Genomic DNA, 23,780 nt, shown 5'->3' with positions numbered 1-23,780 from the left:
CGATTTCTAGGACCAATTTTTAACTACTGGAATTTAGGGACTTATGTCCCAAACTCCTGCTTTTTTGAATTCAACTCATATTTCCAATGCGATTTTAAAATTAACTCGGCTGACCCCGGATTACAGGTTTTGCCCCTTTTCCCAGGCCGTCATGGACAGGTTCAACCCGTGCTTGACCAGCTGATCGAACAGCGCGTGGGTCCGCTTGGAGATTTCTCCGGCGGTTTCGGCGTTGCTGCGGGTCAGAAAGTCGGTCACGTCCGTGGCATCGGCCACCGCATTATCCGTGGCTTCTACCCGCCCGCGGGCGTAAGACTGGCACGCGTCGCGGTAGGCGTTGATGGCCTCGACGTACTCGTGGAAGTGCGGCTCGATGATCACGGATAAGGTCTTTTCCAACCAGTAAACGTTGTCGGTCGAGACCGTGGTCGTGGTGTTCTTGTAGTCTTCCGGCGTGTCGTTGATGTTGGTGAAGAACGGCATGTACGGACTGTAGGCGAAGAACCCTAGTGCGACCCACTGAATCGCGGCGTGCGCGTCGTCGACCCCGTTACGAATCTGCAGGATAGACGAGGCCTGGTTACGGTCCATGGCAATCGGCCGGTACTTGCGTTGTTGGTTCGCCGTGCCCGAGGCGTAGGTGCCAAACGGGTCGTATTCGGTGCCGTTATAGTGTGACGACAGGAAGAACTGCACGTCTTCGATGGCGATCTTCTTGGCTGGTTTACGGGTAAACGGCATGTCTTGACTGGTTGGCACCTGGTCAATTTCGGGATTGAACAGCTTCTGGCCGTACCAGGTCCGCGGCGTGTTGTAGTACGCGTCGGCTTCACTATGGGTCCCAAAGATCTCACGGAAATTGAAGTGCCCCGGTTCGGGGTTCAGGTGGTGTTGCGCCACAAAGTCGGTCAAATCGCTGGCCCCAAGAAAGTTGGCGCTATCGGTCAAATCGATTTCTTGCATCAGCGTCTGGTTCGGCGCGATGGCGTAGCAGTCATCCGGAATCCGCATCGCGGCCCAGTGGTGACCACCGGCCGTTTCGAGGTACCAGATTTCATTTTTATCGTTAAAGGAAATACTGTTGCTTTCGCCGGTGCCGTATTTTTCCAGCAAGGCGCCCAAGCGTTGGGCCCCTTCCTTGGCACTCTTGATGTACGGCAAGACCAGTGTGACCATGGCCTCTTCGTTGATGCCGTCATCGACGAGCGGGTCGTAACCCAAAACGCGAGCGTTGGTCGCCGTGGTTTCCGTGGCGCTCATGCCCACGTTAAATTCGTTGATCCCGGCTTCTTCGTACTGGCCATCGCTCTGGTCGGCTTGCGGCGTGCCGGTGTAACGGTACGCGTGATCCGGTAGCGGGACATGGACTCCCGTGGTGATCGACGTAAACGATGCATTCTGTTGGTCCGTCGCGGCGTGCACCACGACCTTAATCGGATTGACTGGGCCGTAACCATCTTCGTTACGGGCAACAATCGTGGAACCGTCCATACTGGCGGCCTTACCTACTAAAATTTCGGTACAATCGGAACTCTTGTTATTCAAACTGTTCCGCCCCCTTTGCTTAATAGTATAGGAGTCGGAACCGGTCCTGACCAGTCACTTCCGTGAAATTTGGCGAAAAGGTCGCTGGCCTATCAATAGTAACGAAAATCTCCCCGGCGTTTATGGATGCGGTCCTCCACCACTAACGAGATCAACCACACCAGGTTGAACCCAAAACTGACCGTGACCACGCTGGCCAGCCAACGGACGTTAGCAAAGACCATCACCACCAACGAAATCAGAAACAGCCACGAGACCGGTCGTTCCCACCAGTCCAAGAAACGAAACCACCGCGAGTAATGTTCGCGGTTGACCCGACCCTTAGTTTGCACGTCCAAATCCTCCTTTAGCGGTACCGTAAGCCTCCCTTACGGTGGTGCCGCCAGTCTTCAATCATTAGGCTCACGCCCCAAATCACATCGCCACCAAACCCGATGCCGATGATGACCACTAACCACCACGGATGGTAGATAGAGGCCACCAAAACGGCGATGAGTAACGGCCAGCTGGTGAGTCGTTCATACTGATTCCAAAAGTGAAACCACCGCGAATAGTGCGTGCGGTCCACGTGTGTGCGTAAATGCGTGTTGTCCTTCCTCCCCGTCTCCCCAGACGTTTATTATCATTAACTAGTTTACCCACATCACAGCTTTGAGTGCAATCTAAAAACGACCGGTTCACCGAAAAAAACGCGGTGAAGCGGTCGTTGCTAAGTCTCTCTTAATGCTGAAGCTCGGGGCTAAGAGCCCCAAACGTTCCCCATAATCCGTTGACCATCGGCGTGTTGGTACACCGTGATCTGTTCATTCTTGGCTGGGTTCCGGAATAGATAAACGTCTTTTTCGGCAGACGTCGCGAATAACTGCCATTTGCTAGCATCGCGGCCGCGACGCGTGAGCTCTGCGGCAGTCCAAGTCTGGATATCTTCGATTTTGATGGGCGGTACTTCCTTTCAAGTTCGGGGTCAATCTCCATTGACCGGTTTTAAACAAAGTCAAAACCATTGATTGGACGCAATTTACTTATTTAATAATAATTGGCATCCCAAATGATTGTAACCACATCATACTATACTTTTGTTTAAAATCAACTTAAAATTTAACAATTATCAAACGATAAGGAGCTGTTTCGGTTGCTGGAGTAAGTAAGTCGGCTGCTGCTTTTTTACGGCCATCGGATCAGCGGCACCCCACAGCGCGGCGGCCGTTGCCACGTGGGCGTTTTGCCCCATCTGAATGTCGTAGATGGCATCCCCGATCATCACGCTTTGCGCCGGGGCCAGGTCAAACCGGGCCAGTAGGTTCAAGATACCGTCGGGCGCGGGCTTGTAGTGGGCCACCATGTCGGAGCCACACAACGCCTCAAAGGTGGTGCCCATCCCGATTTGCGCCAGGTTCCGGCGCAGTGGCGTGGAGTGCTTACTGGAAACCACGAAGAGCCGCTTGCCGGCGGCCTTCAGGGCGGCTAACGTTTCCAGCATCCCGGCAAACGGTTGGATTTCCCCGTCGGCCAGGGCGTACTGGCGCCGAAATTCCTGGAATAACGGTTCGAGTTCCGCGGCCGTCAACGGGCGGTCCGCCATCTTAGCGAACGAGACCTCGATGGGCACGCCCATGTAGCTCACCACCACGTCGGCGGCGGGAGCCGTTAACCCCTGAGCCACGAAGGTCTGCTGGGTGGCCACCACGGCGACTTGCTTGGTATCAGCTAACGTACTATCAAAATCGAAGAAAAAGTTTTGCATATCATCACCTCAGGCTTTAGTGTACCCTGCCGCTCCGGTTCCACGCCAGTACGGTTACTTAACATTGACAGAATTTTTAAAAAGCCCCGCAAAAAAACACGCCCCAGATTGGTGGCGTGTTTTTGGCGTGCGCGAGGGCTTAGTCCGTTTGCCGGTCGGCCGTCACGCGTTGTTCCTTATCTTGTACCAAGCGTTGCCAGCGGTGGCGTAACGCCTTGGCAATTTCGGTGACCACGAGTACCACGATACCGGCCAGGATCGGAATCCCCCAACCGTAAGTGAAGTTGGCACTGGTGGTGTGGAAGACGCCCTGCATGGCGGGCCAGTAGATGATCATGGCTTGGAGCGCCAACAGGATGCCCACAATCACGAAACTCATCTTATTTCTAAAGAAGTACTTCGAGAGCACCGGATGGTCGTTTTGCAGGTTGAACAGGTAGAAGATCTTCCCGAAAATGATCACGTTTAACGTCATGGTACTGCCGACTACGGCGCTTAATCCCTGGCTGGTCAACAGGTCGTAGGCAAACATCCCTAGTCCCGAGATCAGCAGCGACACGTAAACCACTTCGAAGATGTCGTACTTGCCCAGAATCCCCTTGGTGACGTCTCGCGGTCCGCGCTTCATGATGCCACTTTCGGCGGGCTCGAAGATGAAAGCAAACTGAATCGTCAGGGCCGAGACCATGTTGATCCACAGCAATTGCGTCGGGAACAACGGTAACGTCTGGTCCATCAGGATACTCAGCACCACGATCAGTCCTTCGGCAAAACTGGTCGGCAGCAGGAAGCGAATCGTCTTACGAATGTTGTCGAAGACGTGCCGGCCTTCCCGTACGGCCCCCAGCAATGAAGTGAAATCGTCGTCGGCTAAGACCATGTCGGCGGAGTCCTTGGCGACATCGGTTCCCCGAATCCCCATGGCGACCCCGATATCGGCCTGCTTCAAGGCCGGCGCATCGTTCACGCCGTCCCCGGTCATCGAGACCACGTGGCCCCGCTTCTGTTGGGCCTGCACGATCCGCAGTTTATCGGCCGGCGTGGTCCGGGCGAACACCGTGTACTGGTCGATCTTATCGACCAATTCGACGTCGCTCAGTTGATTCAATTCCGGTCCGGTAATCGCCTTGGGCTGTTCGGCCAGGTTCAGTTGCGCCGCAATCGCCGCGGCGGTTTCCGGGTCGTCCCCGGTGATCATCTTGACCTTGATGCCGGCGTAGCGCAGTTGCTTGACGTCGTCGGCCACCCCCGGACGCGGCGGGTCGATGATTCCGGTCATCCCGGCTAAATGCAAGTCCTTACCGATTGGCAAGTCGTCGACCTCGTCCGCATCGGCGGGCACGGGTTGGTACCCTAAGGCCACCACCCGTTTTCCTTGGCGGGTCAGTTGCGACAAACGTTCCTGCCAAGCATCCACATCGACGGTCTGCCCCTGCTCTTGCATCAGGCGCAGCAACGTTTGGGGCGCCCCCTTGACCAGTAACCAACGCTGGTTGCGGTGGTCGACCAGGCGGGCGGAGTAACGAATCGCCGAGTCAAACGGCAACGAATCGATTTCTTGCGGCGCCGGATCTTGACCGGTCAACTTGTGGTACAACGCGGTCAACGCCCCGTCGGTCGGTTCCCCGGTCAGGACCCACTGGCCGTCTTCCTCGTGGAATTCGGCGTCGGAAGTCTGTCCGGCGATTTGAACCAACCATTCCAGGTTGGCGTCGTTTTGCCAGGCCACGGTCTGGCCCTGTTGGTCTTGCACCTGCCCAGCGGCATCGTAACCCACCCCGGTCACCGTGTAGGAGGCCTGCGGGGTCAGAACGTCGGTCACGGTCATTTCGTTTTTGGTCAGCGTCCCGGTCTTATCGGTGTTGATGATGTCCACAGCCCCCAGCGTTTCAACGGCTGGCAGGGTCTTAACGATGACGTTTTGCTTAGTCATCTGTTGGGTCCCCATCGCCAGCACCACCGAGGTACTAGCGGGCAGACCTTCGGGCATCGACCCGACCACCATGGTGATCACGGCGATCAGCAGGGTTGGCAGACTGTAGACGTGGGTAATCATCCCTAAAATAAACAGCAAGACCGCCACCACTAAGATGGCCAGTGACAAGCCCAGGCCTAAGCGGTTTAAGTTCCGCATCAACGGCGTGGGTTGGGTCTTCACCTTGGCGACGTGTTGCTGAATGGTCCCAATTTCGGTTTGTGCCCCGGTCACCGTCACGATTCCGCGGCCGGACCCGTTCGTCACGGCCGTCGAGGCAAACGCTTGGTTCGACCGGTCGGCTAACGCCAGGTCATTCGCAGTTAACGGATCTTCACCCTTTAACACGGAATCGGTCTCCCCGGTCAGCGCGGATTCCTGAATCTTCAGGTTATCGGCATCGATCAGCCGCAGGTCGGCGGGAACGGTATCCCCGGCTTCCAGTTGGACGATGTCACCGACCACCACTTCGCGTGACGGTAGCGTGAGTTTCTGCCCATCGCGGATCACGACGGCTTCGGACACCAGTAACGCCTTGATTCTCGCCAGCGCGTTATCGGCGGAACGTTCCTGGAAGAACCCGATGAAGGCGTTAGCGACAATCACTAACCCGATAACGATCGAGTCGGAGTAGTGGTGCATGAAGAAGGTCATGATGGCCGCGGCCGCTAAGATGTAGATAATACTGTTGTTGAATTGTTTTAAAAACCGCAACAGGTTGGACTGCGGCTTAGCGGTCAATTCGTTGGGCCCGTTCTTGGCCAAGCGCGCCTTGGCCTCCGCTTCGCTCAGACCGGTGGTGCCGTTGGTGGCGTAATCGGTCTCCAGTTGGGCGGTACTACGTTGCCATAGCGGCGTGGCCGGTCCGGGGTCGGGTGTTTCGGAAATTGGGGTGTTACTTTGATTCGGCTGTTCTGCCATAGAAAAAAATCATCCTTTCAACTTTATAACGTGTGTATTAGCGGTCTGGTATGCGGAAAGTCTCGTAACCGTGGTACAAGACGGCCACCCCCTTGCTTAGTTTGAGTAAGCCTATTTTATCAGGTTTGTTCACTCTCTGCACAATCTGACCCTGAAAGTCTTAAAAACTTCACAATTACTTATGGGGTTAAAAAGCCCAATCAGCGCAAACTAGGCGCTTCCGGGTAAGTCAAAATGGGCGGAAACGGGTTGTGGGTGGGCACGGCTGGAAGCCCATAGTACAGGTCTTCCAGACCGACCTTTGTCTAAGCCGGCCAAGAACACCGACTAAGACAAATTTCACCCCTGAGCCCATTTTGACTTACCCTACCGCTCACGATTGCGTGCGGCCCAATTTATCAACTATCAATCGGAATCACCAATAACCCCACCCTCAATTGAACACCAATGTCTAGCCTGGAGGCGAGCAGGGGCTCAGCCAGCGAAATTAGTCTTGGTCAGCGTATTTTGCTGGCCTAGACTAAGGCCGAGTTTGAAGACCCGTGGGTTTTGCGGGGCTTCAAATCGTGCCCGCAGGCGTTCCAGCCCCTGAGCGCTGGAAGGCGAGCAGTTTCCACTCAACTAATGTTTCGCAAGGTTACCTCCAGGTGCCTAGCGCACTTTAAAGTGCCGTCTTGTGAGCGACACGCCAGGCCCGTATACTAAGCAACATCAATTAATCATTTAAAGGAGGTCACGCCATTATGCAGCGTACCATTTCATCAGGTTGGATCCTGTTTTCCTTAGCCATTAGTGCTTTTGCCATCGGGTCCACCGAATTCATCAGTGTTGGCTTATTGCCATTGTTAACTCAGAGTTTCGACATCTCCCTCGCCCAGGGTGGCGCGACCGTCTCGCTTTACGCCGCTGGGATTACGGTCGGCACGCCGATCCTGGCGCTGGTCACCAACCGCTGGAACCGGAAGCGGCTCTTGATTGCCATCATGGTCACCTTCCTATTAGGCAACCTCTTGGCGGCCGCCGCACCGACCTTCGGTATCTTGTTGGCCGGTCGGGTCTTAGCCGCTCTGGCTCACGGCATCTTTATGGCGATTTCGTCGTTGATTGCCGCGGACGTGGTGGTGCCCGAGAAACGGGCTTCCGCCATCGCCGTGATGTTTACCGGCCTGACGTTAGCGACGGTGACCGGCGTGCCGCTGGGGACCTTTATCGGGCAAACGTTCGGTTGGCGCGCGTCCTTCGTCTTCCTGATTCTGCTGGGGCTGATCGGGTTAGTCACCAACCTCTTGGTCGTGCCTAACGACTTACCGTTGCCCAACCCCACCAGCATCAAGGGTATTTGGCGAATCTTAAAGCAACCGCAACTCCTGTTGATCCTCATCATCACGGCGCTGGGCTACGGGGCAACGTTCCCGGTCTACACCTACCTGACGCCGATTCTGAACCAGCAAATGGGCTGGTCGACTAGCGCCATTGTCGTGATTTTGATTTTCTACGGGGTCGCCGTTGCGATTGGCAACACCCTGGGCGGCCGGTTTGCCAACCGACACCCGCTACCGGCCATCATGAAGATGTTTGCGGGCCTGGCCATCGCGCTGTTACTGGTGCGGTTGACCGTCAACCTACACTTCTGGGGCTTATTGGCCGTGGTCATCATGGGACTGTTCGCCTTCATGAACGTGCCGGGCTTACAGCTCTACATCGTTCAAATGGCGGAAACCTACACGCCTAACGAAGTGTCGCTGGCGTCCGCGCTGAACATCTCGGCCTTCAACATTGGGATTATGTTGGGGTCCGGGTTGGGCGGTCAAGCCGTGGCCCAAGGTCAACTGGTCAACACCCCGTGGTTGGGGATTGGCATGCTGGTCCTAGGCATCGGTGTGGCGGTCATCCTGCAACGGATGGAACAACGCCAAGGACAACGCGACTTGGCGGCTAAGAAAGTAAAATAGACTAGTAAAGGCCCTAGCGGAGAAATCTGCTAGGGCCTTTACTAGTCTATTGGCGTATCTTCTTATTATTTTGTTTCAATTACACAATTGCCCTGCCACGTACAAATATCATTTTGACTGGTTCGTAAATCCTCTGGAACATCGAATACGACTTCCAATGAAGCCACAACATTTTTAACACGATCAAAATCTGCATTTTTAACAGCCCAAAAGACAGCATATCCTGTAAACATGACGGACGCGGCAACAAATAAATCAGCTGGGCTTTTTTGATTTCGAATTTGCCCCACTTTTTGAGCTTTCGTAATCAACTCAATGCAAATCTCAGAAAAGCGCTGATTAAAATCAAACGATCCCTTATTCTCAGTCAAATTTGCAATAAATAATTGACTTGTGATATCTACACCCAAACCAGTTCCCGCTTCAATCAGTTGAACAAAGCAAGACACCAGCTGTTGCCAGTAATTTGAACTCTTCTCCTTCGTTTGAAGTGAAATCTGATCGACCGCATTATCATAGTAATGCAGTAATAAATCAGACTTTGAAGAAAAATGATAATAGAATGCTGGTTTAGTTAACCGACAAGCATTACAAATATCAGTAACACTAACATCTTCATACGATTTTTCTTTAAAAAGCTCATAGGCTGTATGTAGAATTAATTTTCGAGTATCCATTCAGGTCGCTTCCTATCCGTCTAATCCCATCAATTATTGGTTTAATTTTAGCATATCCTTGCTCAACTTCAGAAAATATGATTGCGCTTACATTGAAATCGTGCTAATCTTTACTTAAGTAAAGATAGTGAAATTAGTAACGATTGAGAGGAGCTAATATCATGGACTTGTTCAAACGCGGAAAAATCGGTGACGTTAAGTTAAAAAATCGGATTATTATGGCCCCAATGGGAACTAAACCCGAAGCTAACGGGAGTTATTCTGACCATTCAATTACCTATTTTGAGGAACGGGCTAAAGGTGGTGCCGGTCTAATTATCACTGGTGCCAATATCGTTAGTACCAAATACGAAGCACGTCCTGAAAATGAATTATCCGAATTTCACAATGTCGAGAAATTAGCTGTCATGATTGAACGTTGTCATCACTATGGCGCTAAAGTTTTTGTCCAATTGACTCCTGGTCTGGGACGCATGGTTTATGCAGATCCTTACACACCGCCGTACTCTGCCAGTGATACTGCTCATTCCTTCTGGTTTCCAAATTTAAAGTGTCGGGCGCTCACGATTGAAGATATTCAGTTCCTCGAAGAACGAATGGCTTACTCTGCAGGATTGGCTAAAGCCGCCGGCGCTGACGGAGTTGAAATTCATGGTTACGGTGGCTATCTCATTGATCAATTCAATTCTTCCCTCTGGAATCAACGTAAAGATCAATACGGTGGAAGTTTAGAGAATCGATTACGATTTAGTACCGAAATCATCGCAAAGATTAAAGAAACATGTGGCTCAGAATTCCCCGTATCGATGAAATTCACTGCCTATCATGGAATTAAGGGTGGTCGTGAACTTGATAAAGGCGTTAAAATGGCTCAAATTTACGAAGCCGCAGGAGTAGACGCCTTGCACGTTGACGTTGGCTGTTACGAGGTCTGGTATAAAGCCATCACCACCGTTTATGAAAAACCAATGCATCAAATCTTTGCCGCCAAGGCGGTTAAGCAAGCAGTTAATATTCCCGTCATTACTCAAGGTAAACTCAACAACCCTAAGGACGCCGAACAGGTATTGGAAGATGGCAACGCTGATTTCGTCGGCTTAGCTCATCAAATGCTTGCCGATCCTTATTGGCCAGCCAAAGTCAAAGCTGGTAACTTTGATCGAATTGTTCCGTGCATCGGCTGTAATGAATGCCTTCTGAGTGGCTTTAACGGTAAACATTATTACTGTACAGTTAATCCACTTTGCTACGCCGAAAAGGACTATCAATTAACCCCAGCCAAAACCACTAAAAAAATTTTAGTTATTGGGGGCGGCCCTGGCGGGATGGAAGCAGCTATCACGGCTGCTCGCCGCGGTTATCAAGTCGAACTTTGGGAAAAAACAACTCGGTTAGGCGGCAATATGTATGTTGCCGGTTATCCTGCCTTCAAACGTGATGTTATGAAATTCGTGAAATACTTAGAGCGCGAAGTGAGTCGCCAAGATATCAACGTTCGCTACGATACGGTTGCTACGGAAGATAAAGTTTTAGCTGGCCATTTCGATAAAGTTATCCTAGCTACCGGTGCCAAAAGTAAAACACCCCATATTGCTGGAATTGAAAATGCCAGTCAAGCTGAAGATTATCTCGTTGAACGTAAAACTCCTGGCCAACACGTTGTTGTAATCGGCGGTGGCCTAGTTGGCTGTGAGACAGCACTTGATATGAGCGCTCAATCTGATGACGTGACAATTGTAGAAATGCTGGATGATATTCTCCTAACAGCGGACCATTCTAAAAATAATGATCTTTCCTTACGCGACCACTTAACTGCTGCAGGCGTAAAAATCATGACTGGAGCTAAAATTAAAACTATTACGGATTCATCCATTACGCTTAGCGTTGCTGGAAAAGACACCACATTACCTTGTGATACGGCAATTATCGCGGCTGGTTACTCATCTGTAGATGACCTTGAAGGACCTCTTGCGGATAAGGTAGATTTAACCGTTGTTGGTGATGCCGAGAAGCCACGTAAAATTATCGATGCAGTTCACGAAGCCTACCATGCAATTCGGGTTATGGCTTAATTATCGTAAACAAAAAGGACGCTTTCAGGCGTCCTTTTTACATCTCAAGTCAATTTAACCCTGGGTTCCGTTATGGAAGTGGTTCGCTGCCGTGTCAGCCATCCCGTTCAACGTGGCCATATCGGCGGCGTTGATGGAGAAGTCCAGTTGCGCGTTCGCTTCGATGTGGTCTTGGTGGGTCGCCTTCGGTAGCGGCAGAACCCCGTTTTCCAGGCAGAACCGTAAGGCCAGTTGGGCCGGCGAAACGTGGTACTTGTTCGCCATTTCGCGGACCGCCGGATTATTTAGCATGTCACCGGTCGCCAGTGGGGAGTAAGCCTCGACCAACATCCCGTGGTCCTGGGCAAACTTGGTAATCTTCGGTTCCGTGTAGCCGACGTAGTATTGAATCTGGTCGACCATCGGGGCTACCGTGGCGTGATGCAGAATGTTTTGCAAGTCATGGACGTTGAAGTTGGACACCCCAATGGCCTTCGCCTTGCCGGACGTGTAGATTTCTTCCATCGCCTGCCACACTTCCAAGTTCTGGGCGTCACAATCCTTACCAATCTCGTTCCACGGCCATGGCGCGTGGATCAGGTACAGGTCCACGTAATCTAGGTCCAGGTTCTTGAGCGTGGTCTTGAAATCGGCCAGCGCCCCCTGATAGGACTTGGTTTCGGCCGGTAACTTGGTCGTCACGAAAACGTCACTACGGTCGAGGCCGGAGTCGCGGACCGCCTTACCCACGCTAGATTCGTTTGCGTAGGCCTTCGCGGTATCAATGTGCCGGTAGCCGGTCTTCAAGGCGTTGGCCACGGCGTCGTAGGCGGTTTGCCCACCCGGAATCTGCCAGGTCCCAAACCCCACTTGAGGAATGTTCGTTCCGTTAGCTAAACTAAACTTATCCGTTAAAACTGCCATTGATAACCCTCCAATTCATTGCTTGTGGCCAGTATACCCCCTTCGACCCACTGGAAGGCAAGGATTTTGGTAACGGATTCACAAACAACGTTATTGTTCGTCAAGCCTTATTTCTTCGGTGGGCAAAATTGTAATATTACAAATCGTCTAGAACGCCCAAATTTAGCCATTTCTCTGTTATGATAAATCTGTCGTAAAGATTGCTTAACAAACAGACGACAAACTAAAGCTTTTTGATGACCGACCCCGTGGTACCCGGAAACTACCACGACGTTCACCGGTGATCATGTCCATAACCCTATTGAATCAGACTAAATCCCAGTTTGATTCAATAGGGTTAATTTGTTGGTCGCGCTGTTCGACCAACGCGCTAAAAAATGTTCGGTTATTCCCCATCAAAGGGGCGTAACCGAACATTTTTTGATCTCACGATTAATTTTTCTATTCCGCAATCAACTTTCCGCCGCCCGTCAGGCTGTAGGTCTTGCCGTTGAGCCACTTGTTGGCACTATTACTTTTAGAATAGTACACGTTGTGGCCGTTAGAGTGGATGTTCTTCAAGGCACTCTTGGTACTGATCAACGCGGTAATGTGCGACGTCTTGGTGACGTTCCAGCGGTTGTTGCCCTTCAACGTCACCGTCGACTTGCCGGCCGTGTGGGCGCTGTTGATGGCCCCGGTCAGGGTACTTCCCGCCGTCAAGTTCAGCTTGAGACTGCTGCCCTTGGCAATCAAGATGTTCCCCTTTAACGTCTGGTTCTTAGCATTAAAGGTCAACTTACCGCCGTTACTGCCGCTGGTCCCCCACCGGTCGCCAGACAGGCGAATCAGCGTACTTGACGCGTTACTGAGTTTCACGTTGGTCAGGTTCATCTTGGCCGTGGTATTGGTGACGTAGAATAACGCCCCGGTGTGGTTAGACGTCCCCTTGGAGCCACTCTTGACCTTGGACGTCAGGCGGCCGTTGGTCATGGTAAAGACCGACGTGCCGACCTCGGAATCCCCGGACATGCTTTGATACAGCATGACCCCGTTGTTCTTCTCACCGGTCAGGGTCGAATTCTTGACCGTGATGCTGTTCGACCCTTCAATATCGGCGGCTTCGGCACCCGTGGCGGTCCCGGTAACGTTGGTGGCCGTGATGGTCCCCGTCGAGTACAGGACCGGCGAGCCATCCCCCGCGGTCTTCAGCGTCCCCTTGTTCAGGCTAACGGTCCCGCCGCCTCGGTCGGTGGCTAAGGCCGCGGAATGACTCCCTTTGGTGGTGATGTTCACGTTACTAGCGGTGATTTTACCTTTATAGGTCGCGTCCAACCCACGCGATGAAGATTTACTAGTTTTAATCGTCGAATTTTTCACGGTGACCTTGGCCTGACTGCCCGTCGCGAAAATGGCGTTCGAGCCAATCGAATTCGTGGTTTCGGTCAATTTATTCAGGGTAGCACTCCCGCCCTTGGTGACCAGGATCCCGGCGTTTTGGCCGAAGAAATTACTGTTATCGGTACTGGTGGTGTTGCCCCGCTTGGTGACCTGACTGCCGGTCAGGGTCAGCTTACCGCCCTTTTTCACGTACAGCGCCGAGCGGTTCGCCGTACTGGACTTGACCGTGGTGTTGCTGAGCCGTTTGGTCCCCGTGATGGTCTTGGTGCCGGAAAGCTTGGCACTACTGCTACTGGTCTGACCCGGCGCCGCGGTGCCACTCGGTTTACCACTTGGTTTCGTCTTGGCCTGGGCTTGGGGTGGATTTCCCGCACCGACTGGTGACTTTAACAGTTGCGGTGCCGCCACGAGTCCCCCTAAAACCAGGGTACTGGCTAAGGCGATGGTTAGATTTCGTTTGGTTGCTGGCATACAAATTCCTCCCTTTCATTAAGCAGGCTATTAACTTGCTCTAGCCTAGTTGTACCGCCTGAACCTTAAAATTAGGCTGAGGTTAAGGAAATTTTAGAATTTGCATGGGCCGCCGGGGTCACCGTCACCCCCACCGCTTCCTCAAAAGATCAACTCGAAACGACCGTAGATTACAATTCCAATAAAGCGTTAAACACACTTTGGGGGAGTTTGATTTGGCTTTGCGTGGCCCGGCGCTTATTTTGACTCTGTCGCCGTAATAGGGCCGCTTTTTTCGACACGCTGTGGGCCTCCCCGTTGACCGCCGCGTTCTTGCGTAACGGTGGCACGTCGACTCGCGCTAGGGCCTTCCCCTCCACAATCGCCTGGACCGGCGTTGGGTACAATTGCCGGGGGACCGTCGCTTTCAGCTGCTTAACCAACGCCTGCGTGATGGCAGGGGCATCGCTCCGGTGCACCACCATCGCCAGGGCATCGACGGGGGCGTAATTCATGGCAACCTCGATTTTTACCAGGTCCGCTACTTCGTTATCTAAAAATTCGGTATTGAGGCTCGCGTAGCCGTGGGAGACCGACTTTAACTCGGAGAAAAAGTGTGCCGCCACCTCGGACAGTGGGAACTTCGCGGTGACCACCACGAGATCGCCACTATTTCCCAAGTCCAGTAACGTCCCCTTGTGGTGATCAACCAGCTTTAACACGGCGTTTAGGCCGTTGTCCGGCGTCGTGATCTCGGCCCGCACGAAGGGTTCCGCCACAGTCTCGATGAGGCCAAACGCGGGGAACTGGACTGGATTGGTAATCACCATGTGTTGGCCGTTCTTCAACGTGACCTGATACGTCACGTTAGGCGCCGTTGCCAAGACCTCCAGACCATACTCATCACGGAGACGTTCACGAATGATCTGCAGGTGAAACGCCCCCAAGAACCCACACCGAAAGCCCATACCCAAGGCTTCGGACCGTTCTTCCGTAAAGGAAAACGACGTGTCGTTCAAACCTAGTTTCAGCACCGCTTCCCGTAGAGCCGGATAGTCGTTATCTTTAGGATATAACCCCGCAAAGACCATGGGTTGGGCCGGTCGGTAGCCCGGAAGTGCCGCCGTAGCTGGCGCGGTTTTTCGGGTCAGCGTTTCTCCCACGCGCACCGCCCGGGGATCCTTAATTCCCGTCACCACATAGCCGACCTCACCGGCATTGAGCGTCGCCTGGGGGTGCATGGTCGGACTAAAGACGCCCACGCCCTTAGCTTTGAAATCAAGAGTTGCTTGCATCAACGTCAGCGGTTGGCTTAAATCGAGCTGACCGTCTAGCACCCGGACATAGGCGATCACGCCCTGATAGGGATCGTAAAGGGAATCGAAGACTAACGCTTTTAGCGGGGCCGTTGGTTTGCCGCTCGGCGCAGGAATACGTTCCTTAATGGCTTCTAACACCGCGGGTACCCCTTCGCCCGTCTTGGCCGAGATCATCAACGTATGGGCCCGGTCAAAGGCGGGATTTAAGTCGTGCAATTGGGCCAAAGTGGCGGGCACATCCGCCGCCGGCATATCGATCTTGTTCAGGACCGGAATGATGGTCAGACCGTCCTGTTGCGCGATTCGGTAATTGGCAATGGTCTGGGCCTGAACGCCCTGGGTGGCATCGACTAACAGAATGGCGCCTTCCGTGGCGGCCAGACTTTTGGCCACCTCATAGTTAAAGTCCACGTGACCCGGGGTATCAATTAAATTATATTCATAATCTTGGCCGGTCTGGTCTCGGTAATAGTTCCGCACCGTCCGCGACTTGACGGTCACCCCGTGATCCCGTTCAACGGCCAGGTCATCGAGTAATTGGGCGTGACTGTCCCGTTCACTGACGGTTTTGGTCAAGGCCATGATGCGGTCCGCTAGGGTCGATTTGCCATGATCAATGTGCGCGATAATGGCAAAGTTACGAATGAATTGTTGTTGCATAGCTAAACTCCTTTAATTTTTTCGAATTGGTTAGTCCTGCGCATAGTCTCGTAAGTAGCCCGTTAAGTAGTAACGCAGTTGGCGCTTTGCTTCTAAAACTACCTGAATGTCAAAATCCGGATAGGCAACGCTTAAGGTTTGATGGTTGAAGCGCGCCAGCGAGGCCATGTTCATCAACCCGCTGATCTGGCCACTTTGAATCACAAATAAATGGCTAAACTGAGATTGACTAAGTAAGTGATCGGTTTTGTAAACCAGGGTATCTCCCAACTGCTGGCTAACGGCGTACAGCCGGTTACGCTGAGCGACGGTTTCTGCCATATTGGCCTTCCCCTCTAAAATGGGCCCCCGAATCGCGTTTAACCGGACCAAAGTCGCGTGATGCTCAATCAGGTTTTGCGATTGCCCCACTAGCCACTCGCTAAAGGTCGTCCGGGTAAGTTGCGGGCCGGCCGTTAACTCCGTGATGAGCTGTTGAAAGTACGCTTGATAGTTTTCCAATAAAATACTCATAAAGAGGTCTTCCTTAGTCGCAAAATAGTGAAAGACCGTTCCCTTAGAACTGCCCACCGCAGTGGCAACTTGTTGCATGGTAATCGCCGTGTAGCTTTGCTGGGTAAAGAGCCGAACGGCCGCCTGCATCATCGCCTGACGCTTAGCGTTCTTTTGATCTGGTGTGTAAATGTTGGCCATTCATCGCATCTCCTTTTAAAATTGACCGTCAGTTAATTTTAACGTAGTTTACCTCAAAATTAACCATCAGTCAATTTTGACAAATTAAAAAAGAGCGTCTCAACTGGACACTCTTCAATCCTGCTTCGGTTCCCGTAACGTCTGTGCCAACAACCGCAGCGACCGCAATAATTCCGCGCGCTGTTGCGGGGTGTAGGCCTGAATCCGTTGGCTAAATTCCGCTTCTCGGGTCGCCTTTAGCTGCATTAACCCCCGTTGGCCCTTTTCCGTGAGCTGGACCCGGCGAATCCGCTGGTCGTCTCGCTCGGCTTCCGTCAGCCAACCGGTCTTGATCAGGCGATCGACCTGCCGACTGATCGACGAGTGATTACGGCCAATCCAGCCGGCCAGCTCTCCCACGCTGACGCCGGGCTGTTGACCCGCCCGCACAATGATCGGCATCGCAGCCGGTTCCAAGGCCGTGCCCGCGCGATGCAACTGCTGACGTTCGTCTTGCGGTTGGTGAAAGAACGTCATGATTTCAAATAAGGCTTCAAAAATATCGTTATCCATAGTTGTGATTATAGCAGAGGCGTGCTACCATGTGCACGTTGCACGAACTGTTTTCCCAAATAAGGAGCTGACTAAGTTATGAGTGTCGCCAAAATTGCCATCATCATCGGCTCGACCCGGCCCAGTCGGATCGGCCCCAGCATCGCTACCTGGTTACAACAAAATTTGCAAACGGCCGACCTGACCGTCGATATTCTCGATTTGGCGAAAATCGACCTGCCCTTCCTGGATGAGAACCAGATGCCCAGCGACGGCAATTATGAATTGAAACACACCAAGGCCTGGAGTGACCGCATCCAAGGTTACCAGGGCTTCGTCCTCCTCTTCCCACAATACAACTGGGGCTACCCGGCCCCACTGAAAAACGCACTCGATTACCTCTACAGCGAATGGCGCGGTAAGCCGGTCAGCATGGTGTCCTACGGCGGCCGGGGCGGCTACCAAGCCGCACTGGCCCTTTCGCTGGTGTTGCGCGGATTAAAATTCAACCGGTTAAGCAACAACCTGGAAATCAGTCTGCCCGCCGCCGAACTCGACGACCAGGGCCACTTCAAGGACCCCGAAAAATCGTTGGCGCCGTATAAATTTGACGTTCGCCAGCTAAGCGCGGAATTTACTCACGTTTTAGGTTAACCTCCAACGACCAGTCCACCCTTTCCCGGTGTCGACTGGTCGTTTTTTATCGCCGAAAAACTGGTCCACACCATTGCAGGGTCGTTTAAAAACGCTATAATTAAGGCATCAACTTGTTCAAGAAAGGTCTGCGGAATTTTATGGAAATGGACAATCAAACACCACTACAGCATCATCGCTATCCCGCCACGGAATCCGAATACGAAGCCGAACTCACCGAAACGGAAAATGAATTTGCCGAGCAACTCGAAGCCGTCGAGGAAAAAGCGCACAAGGAAATTCAGCGCTATCTTCTGTGGGGCTCCCTTGGGGTGGTCGTCAACATCTCCGTCTTCTACTTATTCAACAATATCTTTGGCGTTGAATACCAAATTTCTAACCTGATTGCCTGGGTCTTCAGCGTGCAGGCGTCGTTTTGGATCGACAAGAAGTTGGTCTTCAAACACGCCTCGGCGCACCCCTTCCGTGACATGGGAAAGTTCTACGGTACCCGGGTCTTCACCTACGTGTTAGAAGCCTTGATTCTATACGTCGGTATCTCCCTGCTGTCCTTCCACGCCACGATTACCAAGGTGATTGGCCACGGCCTAGCCATCTTCGGCAACTACTTCTTCTCCAAGTGGTTCATCTTTAATAAGAAAACGCAAAAGACCACGAACTAAATTTTAAACCAACAAATAGTTTAATTCCGGGCTCATGGACTAGATTGTCATTGAGAGTAACTTAGTGTGCCTCTTAAATTAAGGAGCAATTATTGATTAACTGATTATCCGTTATTTTTTAGTTGAAATGAACTCGTTTAAGTTGTCATTCTAATCAATGTGAGCTGGAGGGCCAGTCAGAAATGGGCTCAGGAGTGAAATTTGTGTTGGCCGGTGTTCTTCGCCGGCCTAGACAAAGGTCGGTCTTCAAGACCCGGTTTGGGGGGCTTGAAGCCGTACCCACTCCGTTCCAGCCCATTTCTGACTGACCCGGAGGCGCTGAATCCTCCGAACTAAATTTTGAACCAATAAATGCGACCCCCACCAACATCTGGCGAGAGTCGCATTTTTAATTAGCCCTGTAGTTGTTGCTTCAACGCCATCATGGTTTCGAAGTCATCGGTGAAGATGCCCGCCACGTGGTCGTTGAACAACTTGGTCGCTTGCTTCACGCTGTCGACGGTCCAGATGCGTTCGACCACCGGAATATTATCCTGATAATGACTCAGGTGCAGGCCCGCCAAGCCCTCCTTTTTCACAAAGGAGGCGGCGTTTCTGACCCGTTTATCGGTCAACCAGCAGTAGATTTCGTCCGGTGCCAACGTCTGACAAGTCTTGAGGGTCGGCAGATGAAACGACGAATAAATCACCGGATGGACCAACGGCGTGGCGTGGACCATCCCCAGCACGATCTTTTCGATGTTGGGATACTGGATCTTATCGGTCTTAAATTCCAGGTTCAGGTGAACATCCTGATTAGCGACCACCCGTAAAAATGCCGCTAGGGTCGGCAAACTATCGCCGTTGGCCAACTTGAACCGTTGTAATTCCGCCAGGGTATAGTCGCGAATGTAGCCCTTCCCGTCGGTGGTCCGGTTAATTTTTTCGTCGTGCATGATGACCGGCACGTTGTCCTTGGTCAGATGCACGTCAAATTCCAAACCTTCAATGTGATGCTGCACGGCGTACGTGAAGCCGGCCAACGAGTTCTCCGGAAATTTTGCCGGATACCCGCGATGCCCGAACACCATGGTTGTTTTCGTCATGACGCGTTCCCTCCTCGCCGGAAAGTTCCGGCCTAGTTGTTATCCCCAGTGTAGCCTTTTTGCCCCCGGAATGCCCACATTTTCCGGCCGGTTCACTGGTCACTAAACCATCTTCAGTCTAGCAAAGGCAGGTCGCGTCACGCTTAATTTTCGGTAAAAATTGAGTAAAGGTTAGTGGCCCCAGACGTCGGTCGCAATCTGCTTGACCAGCTTCAACTTGGCCCATTGTTGGTCTTCGGTCAGTTGGTTCCCTTCTTCGGTCGAGGCAAACCCGCACTGCGTTGACAAGCCTAAGTTGGCTAACGGCACGTATTGACTGGCTTGTTGGATGCGGTCCTTGATGGCTGCCGGATCTTCCAATTCGGGGAACTTGGACGTGATCAAGCCTAAAATGATGCGCTTGTGGCTATCGTTGTGCCAGATGCGTTTGAGCGGCGTGAAGTCCCCGGCCCGGTCGCTATCGTATTCCAGGAACAAGCCGTCGTAGTTCAGTTGCCCCAGGTAGTCGGCCACGTCGTCGTAGCTGCCCGAGAACAGGTAGGTCGACTTGAAGTTCCCCCGGCAAACGTGGGTGGTCACGGTCAGGTCTTCCGGTAAACCGGCCAGTAATTGGTTGATCACCCGGACGGCATCTTCGGCCAACTTCACGTATTTGGCGTGCGCCGTGGCGTCATCGGCCGTTTCGTTGAGCTTACTGATCAGAAAGGCCCAGGTGGTGTCGTCTAATTGCAGATAACGGCAGCCCAACGCGTAGAAGTGTTCGATGGTTTCGTGGTAGGCCTTGGACAGGTCGTCTAAGTATTGGTCCCAGCTGTCGTAGAATTGGGACCAGTTGTCACTGCGGTTGTCCCGGAACAGCATGGTTGGTGACGGGATGATCTGCTTGACCAGCACGTCATCTGGGACCAACGTTTGTAAGTAGCTAAACGTCTTGAAGAACGGGTGATCCGGGTTAAAGGCGATCTTGCCCACCAAGTCGGCGTTGTCGGTTCGGGTCTTGCTGCCGTGGAACTTATAACTTTGCTTGTAATCGTAATGACCCACGCCAGTCAGGCCCCACAAGAAGTCCAAGTGCCACCAACTGCGGTTGAATTCGCCGTCGGTCACGGCCTTTAAGCCTAAGTTCAGTTGTTCTTGAACCACGCGTTTGGTTTCGTCGTGTTGCACGGCGGCCAGTTCGTCGGCCCCAATCTTGCCGGCGGAGAACTTGCCCCGGGCGTCCTTCAAAGCGGCGGGCCGTAATAAGCTCCCCACAACGTCGTAGCGGTAAGGATAAACAGTTTGAGTTGTCGTTGTCATAATAAAATTCCTCCTAAAAATTAACTGGTTTAATGGCGCGGTCCCCCGGTTACGGTAGGCCAGTCACGTTAAATTCATCTGGCGTTACGCCCCAGATGTTCTTTCTCTAAGCCATTTGTCGGCCAATAAAAAACGCGCCCGTCCCCAGAACTAATCACTTAGTTCTAGGGACGAGCGCGTCGTTTTACCACCCTAATTCACCTACCGCTCACGCGAATAGGCCTCAACGGTACTGCAGCGCAATACCCGGAAAGTTAACGGTTCCTACCGACCAAGCAGCGTTGACCACTTGATAGCTATTGGGAGCTCATCTTCATGGTGACCAGACCGACCCGCTTCCACCGACCCGGGTTCTCTGTGACGGTTGGTCCACCACTACTCTTCTCCTAGCTGTTTTATGACAAATTCATTAGAAATTAAGGGTAATCTTAGGCGTGATTCACAGAATTGTCAAGCGCGTGCGCCTATTTTTTCGACAACAGGCCCTGTTGTTGCAGGTACTCGCGGGCCACCGTGGCGGCCTTTTCGTGCTTGACCGTGACTAAATAATTTAATTGCCGCATGTCGCTGGTCGTCACCTTCCCCGCTAATTTATTCAACGACGCTTGGACTTCGGGATGGGCCGTGGCAAATTTCTCGGTCATCAACGGTGCGCCTTGGTACGGCGGGAAGAAATGGCGGTCGTCCTTTAAGACCACCAGGTGATATTCCCGGAGCTCCGGGTCGGTGGTGTAGCCGTCGACCAGGTTGATGCGTTTGTGGGCAATGGCCTGGTAACGAATCGACGGTTCCATGGTCTTAATGGTGCCGAACTTAAAGTTATACGCCTTGCGTAATCCCGGATAACCGGCGCTCTGCTGGTAGAAGTCCGGGTCGAAGCCGGCGTGGACCTTGGTCGCCACGCGTTGCAGGTCGCTCACCTTTTTCAAATGGTACTGCTTGGCGAACTGCGGCGTGACGGCGATGGCGTAACCGTTTTGGTACTGCATCGGTTTCAAGTAGGTCATCTGGTACTGGCTTTTCAGTGCCTTGGCCGCTCGCTGGTAAGTCACCTGCGGGTCGTGGTCGGCACTTGACTGCCCCTTGACCAACGATTCCAGTACGGTCCCGGTAAATTCGGGATAGATGTCGATCGACCCGGACTGCAGGGCCTTGAACAGGAAGGTCGTGGCGCCGAAGTTGGGCTTGGTCTGGACCTTGATGTTGGGATGGTCCTGTTCAATCAAATCCTTATACATGTTGATCAAGATTTCGGGTTCGCCCCCCAGCTTACCGGCGATGGTAATCGTGGTTTGGGGCTGGACGATGCGGCGGTAACCGGCGACCCCACCAATCAGGACCACGGCCACGCCCAACACGATACCGGCACGTTTAAAGGACAACTTGCCCAGCCAATCGATGGCCGCGCCAAAGAGCAGGGCCAAGGCCGCCGACAAGACCGCCCCAATGATCAGTAGCGCGTTATTGTTGGTTTCAATCCCCAACAAGATGTAGGTCCCCAAGCCCCCGGCCCCAATCAAAGCGGCCAGCGTGGCGGTCCCGATGATCATGACCATGGCGATCCGAATCCCGGAAATGATCATGGGCATGGCTAACGGAAGCTCCACCCGGACTAATTTCTTCCGGCGCGACAACCCGAAGGCTTCGGCGGCTTCCTCGAGGTCGGGGTCGATGGTGGTCAACCCCGAATAAGTATTTTGAAAAATCGGCATCACCGCGTAAATCACCAATGCGATGATCGACGGCACGGTCCCGATGCCCACGATGGGAATCAAAATCCCCAATAACGCCAGGCTCGGAATCGTCTGGAGAACGCTGGTAATCTGGAGGGCCACGTTAGCCGCCCGTTGATGGGGCATCAGGAGAATGGCTAACGGAATGGCGATCAGCGCCGCAATCAACAGTGAAATCAGCGACAAGCCGATGTGTTGCCCGATTGATTGGACGATTTCACCGCCCTGCGTTTGCAGGATGTGGTTAATCTGTTGCACGACTCGTCGCCTCCTTTGCGGCTAAGTAACCGAGTAAATCGGCGGTGGTCAAGGCCCGGTGATCCTGCGCCGTGGCGACGACCACGGTCGTTTGGGTCTGGAGGGCCTGCGCCAGCGCCCCCACCGTGACCGTCGCCGTCAGGGTAGCCGGGGCGGTGGTCACCTCACCGTATCCCTGCGCCAGTAAGCTTTGGACCGTGGCGGCCCGCGGCGTCTTCTGGTTCTCGAAAAAGCCGCGCACGAAATCGTTGGCCGGGTGCCGCATGATTTCTTCACCCGTCCCAATCTGCTGGATATGGCCGTTGCGCATGACCGCGATGGTCTGACCCAGGCGTAAGGCTTCGCCCATGTCGTGGGTCACGAACACGAAGGTCATCTGTAACTCCTGGTGCAACCGCAAGACCAGGTCCTGCAGTTGCTTGCGTGACAAGGGGTCCAGCGCGCTAAAGGGTTCGTCCATCAAGACCACGTTGGGTTTGGTGGCCAAGGCCCGCACGATGCCGACCCGTTGTTGTTCCCCGCCGGATAGCTCGTGCGGGAGTTTCGTCGCGTACTGGTCGGGATCGAGACCCACCTGTGCTAAGAGCGCTCGGGCCCGTTCCAACCGGCGTTTACGCGACCAGCCCAGCGATTCCGGTTGAATGGCAATGTTTTCTTGAATGTTTAGGTTGGGGAACAGGGCAATGTTTTGCAACACGTAACCCATCCGCAACCGCATGGCCCGCAAGTCGTAGTCCTGTAAGGGACGATCGTCGACCTTGATGATTCCCGCGGTCGGCTCAATCAGCCGGTTGATCATCTTCAGCGTCGTGGTCTTGCCACTCCCACTGGGCCCCACCAACACGAAAAATTCCCCGGTCGGGATGGTTAAGTTGAGGTCGTCGAGGGCCAGCTTGTCCGCATACTGTTTTTGGACGTGTTCGAACGTTATCATTGAGAGCCTCCTAACAAGTAACTTTATAAATTACAAGTAATACTCTAGCACAATCCCTAATGCTTGTAAAAACATCTGATTGCCGGCATTGGTGGCAGAATCACCAGTATTTTTCTAGTTTACCACTATTGCCAGAACACTTGTTCGATTCAGCCTCGATTAGCCACCAAGTCTGACGCTTGAATCATCTTCCATTATACGGGTTCACCGTCAATTCCCCACCAAAACGACTTCCTCGGTGAATTTATCACGCCTTTAAACCAGTTACAGAATGATTAACCCCCGTGCCGATTCTTGACCCCCCCGATAAAAAGTGCTGTAATCGAGATAAGC

19 protein-coding genes are annotated in these 23,780 nt (G+C 52.9%); 4 read left to right on the top strand and 15 right to left on the bottom strand.

The features are described from left to right. Positions 1-120: 120 nt before the first annotated feature. From FD38_RS05940 to FD38_RS05920, 5 genes are all read right to left on the bottom strand, one after another. On the bottom strand, positions 121-1,545 hold the full coding sequence (locus tag FD38_RS05940) for a C69 family dipeptidase (protein WP_083485289.1): 1,425 nt from the start codon (positions 1,543-1,545) through the stop codon (positions 121-123). A gap of 92 nt (positions 1,546-1,637) precedes the next feature. Then, positions 1,638-1,877: a hypothetical protein gene (locus FD38_RS05935; RefSeq protein WP_057732268.1), complete on the bottom strand. Its 240-nt coding sequence runs from the start codon at positions 1,875-1,877 to the stop codon at positions 1,638-1,640. Positions 1,878-1,891: 14 nt separating this feature from the next. Continuing rightward, complete coding sequence (locus FD38_RS05930) at positions 1,892-2,113, bottom strand: hypothetical protein (RefSeq protein WP_057732266.1); 222 nt, start codon at positions 2,111-2,113, stop codon at positions 1,892-1,894. Positions 2,114-2,653: 540 nt separating this feature from the next. Then, positions 2,654-3,289 (bottom strand): HAD family hydrolase, encoded by a 636-nt coding sequence (locus tag FD38_RS05925; protein ID WP_057732264.1) that lies wholly within the window; start codon positions 3,287-3,289, stop codon positions 2,654-2,656. A gap of 139 nt (positions 3,290-3,428) precedes the next feature. Then, positions 3,429-6,185, bottom strand: a complete 2,757-nt coding sequence (locus FD38_RS05920; protein ID WP_057732262.1) for an HAD-IC family P-type ATPase — start codon at positions 6,183-6,185, stop codon at positions 3,429-3,431. Positions 6,186-6,928: 743 nt separating this feature from the next. Between FD38_RS05920 and FD38_RS05915 the strand changes: the two genes are divergently transcribed. Then, on the top strand, positions 6,929-8,137 hold the full coding sequence (locus FD38_RS05915) for an MFS transporter (RefSeq protein WP_057732260.1): 1,209 nt from the start codon (positions 6,929-6,931) through the stop codon (positions 8,135-8,137). Positions 8,138-8,202: 65 nt separating this feature from the next. On the opposite strand, the gene FD38_RS05910 is transcribed toward FD38_RS05915, so the two are convergent. Continuing rightward, the gene (locus FD38_RS05910) at positions 8,203-8,814 is read right to left on the bottom strand and encodes a TetR/AcrR family transcriptional regulator (protein WP_057732258.1); all 612 of its coding nucleotides are present in this window, start codon (positions 8,812-8,814) and stop codon (positions 8,203-8,205) included. 161 nt (positions 8,815-8,975) lie between these two features. Between FD38_RS05910 and FD38_RS05905 the strand changes: the two genes are divergently transcribed. Next, positions 8,976-10,886: an oxidoreductase gene (locus FD38_RS05905; RefSeq protein ID WP_057732256.1), complete on the top strand. Its 1,911-nt coding sequence runs from the start codon at positions 8,976-8,978 to the stop codon at positions 10,884-10,886. 54 nt (positions 10,887-10,940) lie between these two features. Here FD38_RS05905 and FD38_RS05900 read toward each other — a convergent pair whose 3' ends face one another. The 5 genes from FD38_RS05900 to FD38_RS05880 all read right to left on the bottom strand — a co-directional run bounded on the left by FD38_RS05900 (position 10,941) and on the right by FD38_RS05880 (position 16,843). Further along, the gene (locus tag FD38_RS05900; RefSeq protein WP_057732254.1) at positions 10,941-11,789 is read right to left on the bottom strand and encodes an aldo/keto reductase; all 849 of its coding nucleotides are present in this window, start codon (positions 11,787-11,789) and stop codon (positions 10,941-10,943) included. Positions 11,790-12,230: 441 nt separating this feature from the next. After that, positions 12,231-13,640 (bottom strand): hypothetical protein, encoded by a 1,410-nt coding sequence (locus FD38_RS05895; protein WP_057732251.1) that lies wholly within the window; start codon positions 13,638-13,640, stop codon positions 12,231-12,233. Between the two features lie 170 nt (positions 13,641-13,810). Beyond that, positions 13,811-15,598, bottom strand: a complete 1,788-nt coding sequence (gene lepA, locus FD38_RS05890; protein ID WP_057732250.1) for a translation elongation factor 4 — start codon at positions 15,596-15,598, stop codon at positions 13,811-13,813. A gap of 30 nt (positions 15,599-15,628) precedes the next feature. Continuing rightward, positions 15,629-16,291 (bottom strand): TetR/AcrR family transcriptional regulator, encoded by a 663-nt coding sequence (locus FD38_RS05885; protein ID WP_057732248.1) that lies wholly within the window; start codon positions 16,289-16,291, stop codon positions 15,629-15,631. 114 nt (positions 16,292-16,405) lie between these two features. Beyond that, positions 16,406-16,843, bottom strand: a complete 438-nt coding sequence (locus FD38_RS05880; RefSeq protein WP_057732246.1) for a MarR family winged helix-turn-helix transcriptional regulator — start codon at positions 16,841-16,843, stop codon at positions 16,406-16,408. 78 nt (positions 16,844-16,921) lie between these two features. On the opposite strand from FD38_RS05880, the gene FD38_RS05875 reads away from it, so the two are divergent. Then, on the top strand, positions 16,922-17,476 hold the full coding sequence (locus tag FD38_RS05875) for an NADPH-dependent FMN reductase (protein ID WP_057732244.1): 555 nt from the start codon (positions 16,922-16,924) through the stop codon (positions 17,474-17,476). A gap of 146 nt (positions 17,477-17,622) precedes the next feature. Further along, positions 17,623-18,138: a GtrA family protein gene (locus tag FD38_RS05870; RefSeq protein WP_057732270.1), complete on the top strand. Its 516-nt coding sequence runs from the start codon at positions 17,623-17,625 to the stop codon at positions 18,136-18,138. 392 nt (positions 18,139-18,530) lie between these two features. On the opposite strand, the gene FD38_RS05865 is transcribed toward FD38_RS05870, so the two are convergent. The 4 genes from FD38_RS05865 to FD38_RS05850 all read right to left on the bottom strand — a co-directional run bounded on the left by FD38_RS05865 (position 18,531) and on the right by FD38_RS05850 (position 23,447). Continuing rightward, entirely contained in the window at positions 18,531-19,223 is a 693-nt protein-coding gene (locus FD38_RS05865; protein ID WP_057732242.1) for a glycerophosphodiester phosphodiesterase family protein, read from the bottom strand. 171 nt (positions 19,224-19,394) lie between these two features. Beyond that, the gene (locus FD38_RS05860; RefSeq protein ID WP_057732240.1) at positions 19,395-20,522 is read right to left on the bottom strand and encodes a vitamin B12 independent methionine synthase; all 1,128 of its coding nucleotides are present in this window, start codon (positions 20,520-20,522) and stop codon (positions 19,395-19,397) included. Positions 20,523-20,986: 464 nt separating this feature from the next. Further along, complete coding sequence (locus tag FD38_RS05855; protein ID WP_057732239.1) at positions 20,987-22,513, bottom strand: ABC transporter permease/substrate-binding protein; 1,527 nt, start codon at positions 22,511-22,513, stop codon at positions 20,987-20,989. Beyond that, positions 22,500-23,447 (bottom strand): ABC transporter ATP-binding protein, encoded by a 948-nt coding sequence (locus FD38_RS05850; protein ID WP_057732237.1) that lies wholly within the window; start codon positions 23,445-23,447, stop codon positions 22,500-22,502. Before FD38_RS05850 ends, FD38_RS05855 begins: the two co-directional genes overlap by 14 nt. Positions 23,448-23,780: the final 333 nt, after the last annotated feature.

The organism is Levilactobacillus zymae DSM 19395, from assembly GCF_001434115.1.
Taxonomy (GTDB): domain Bacteria; phylum Bacillota; class Bacilli; order Lactobacillales; family Lactobacillaceae; genus Levilactobacillus; species Levilactobacillus zymae.
The sequence above is the reverse complement of the archived record's forward strand: the minus strand, read 5'-3'. Positions and strand labels throughout refer to the sequence as shown.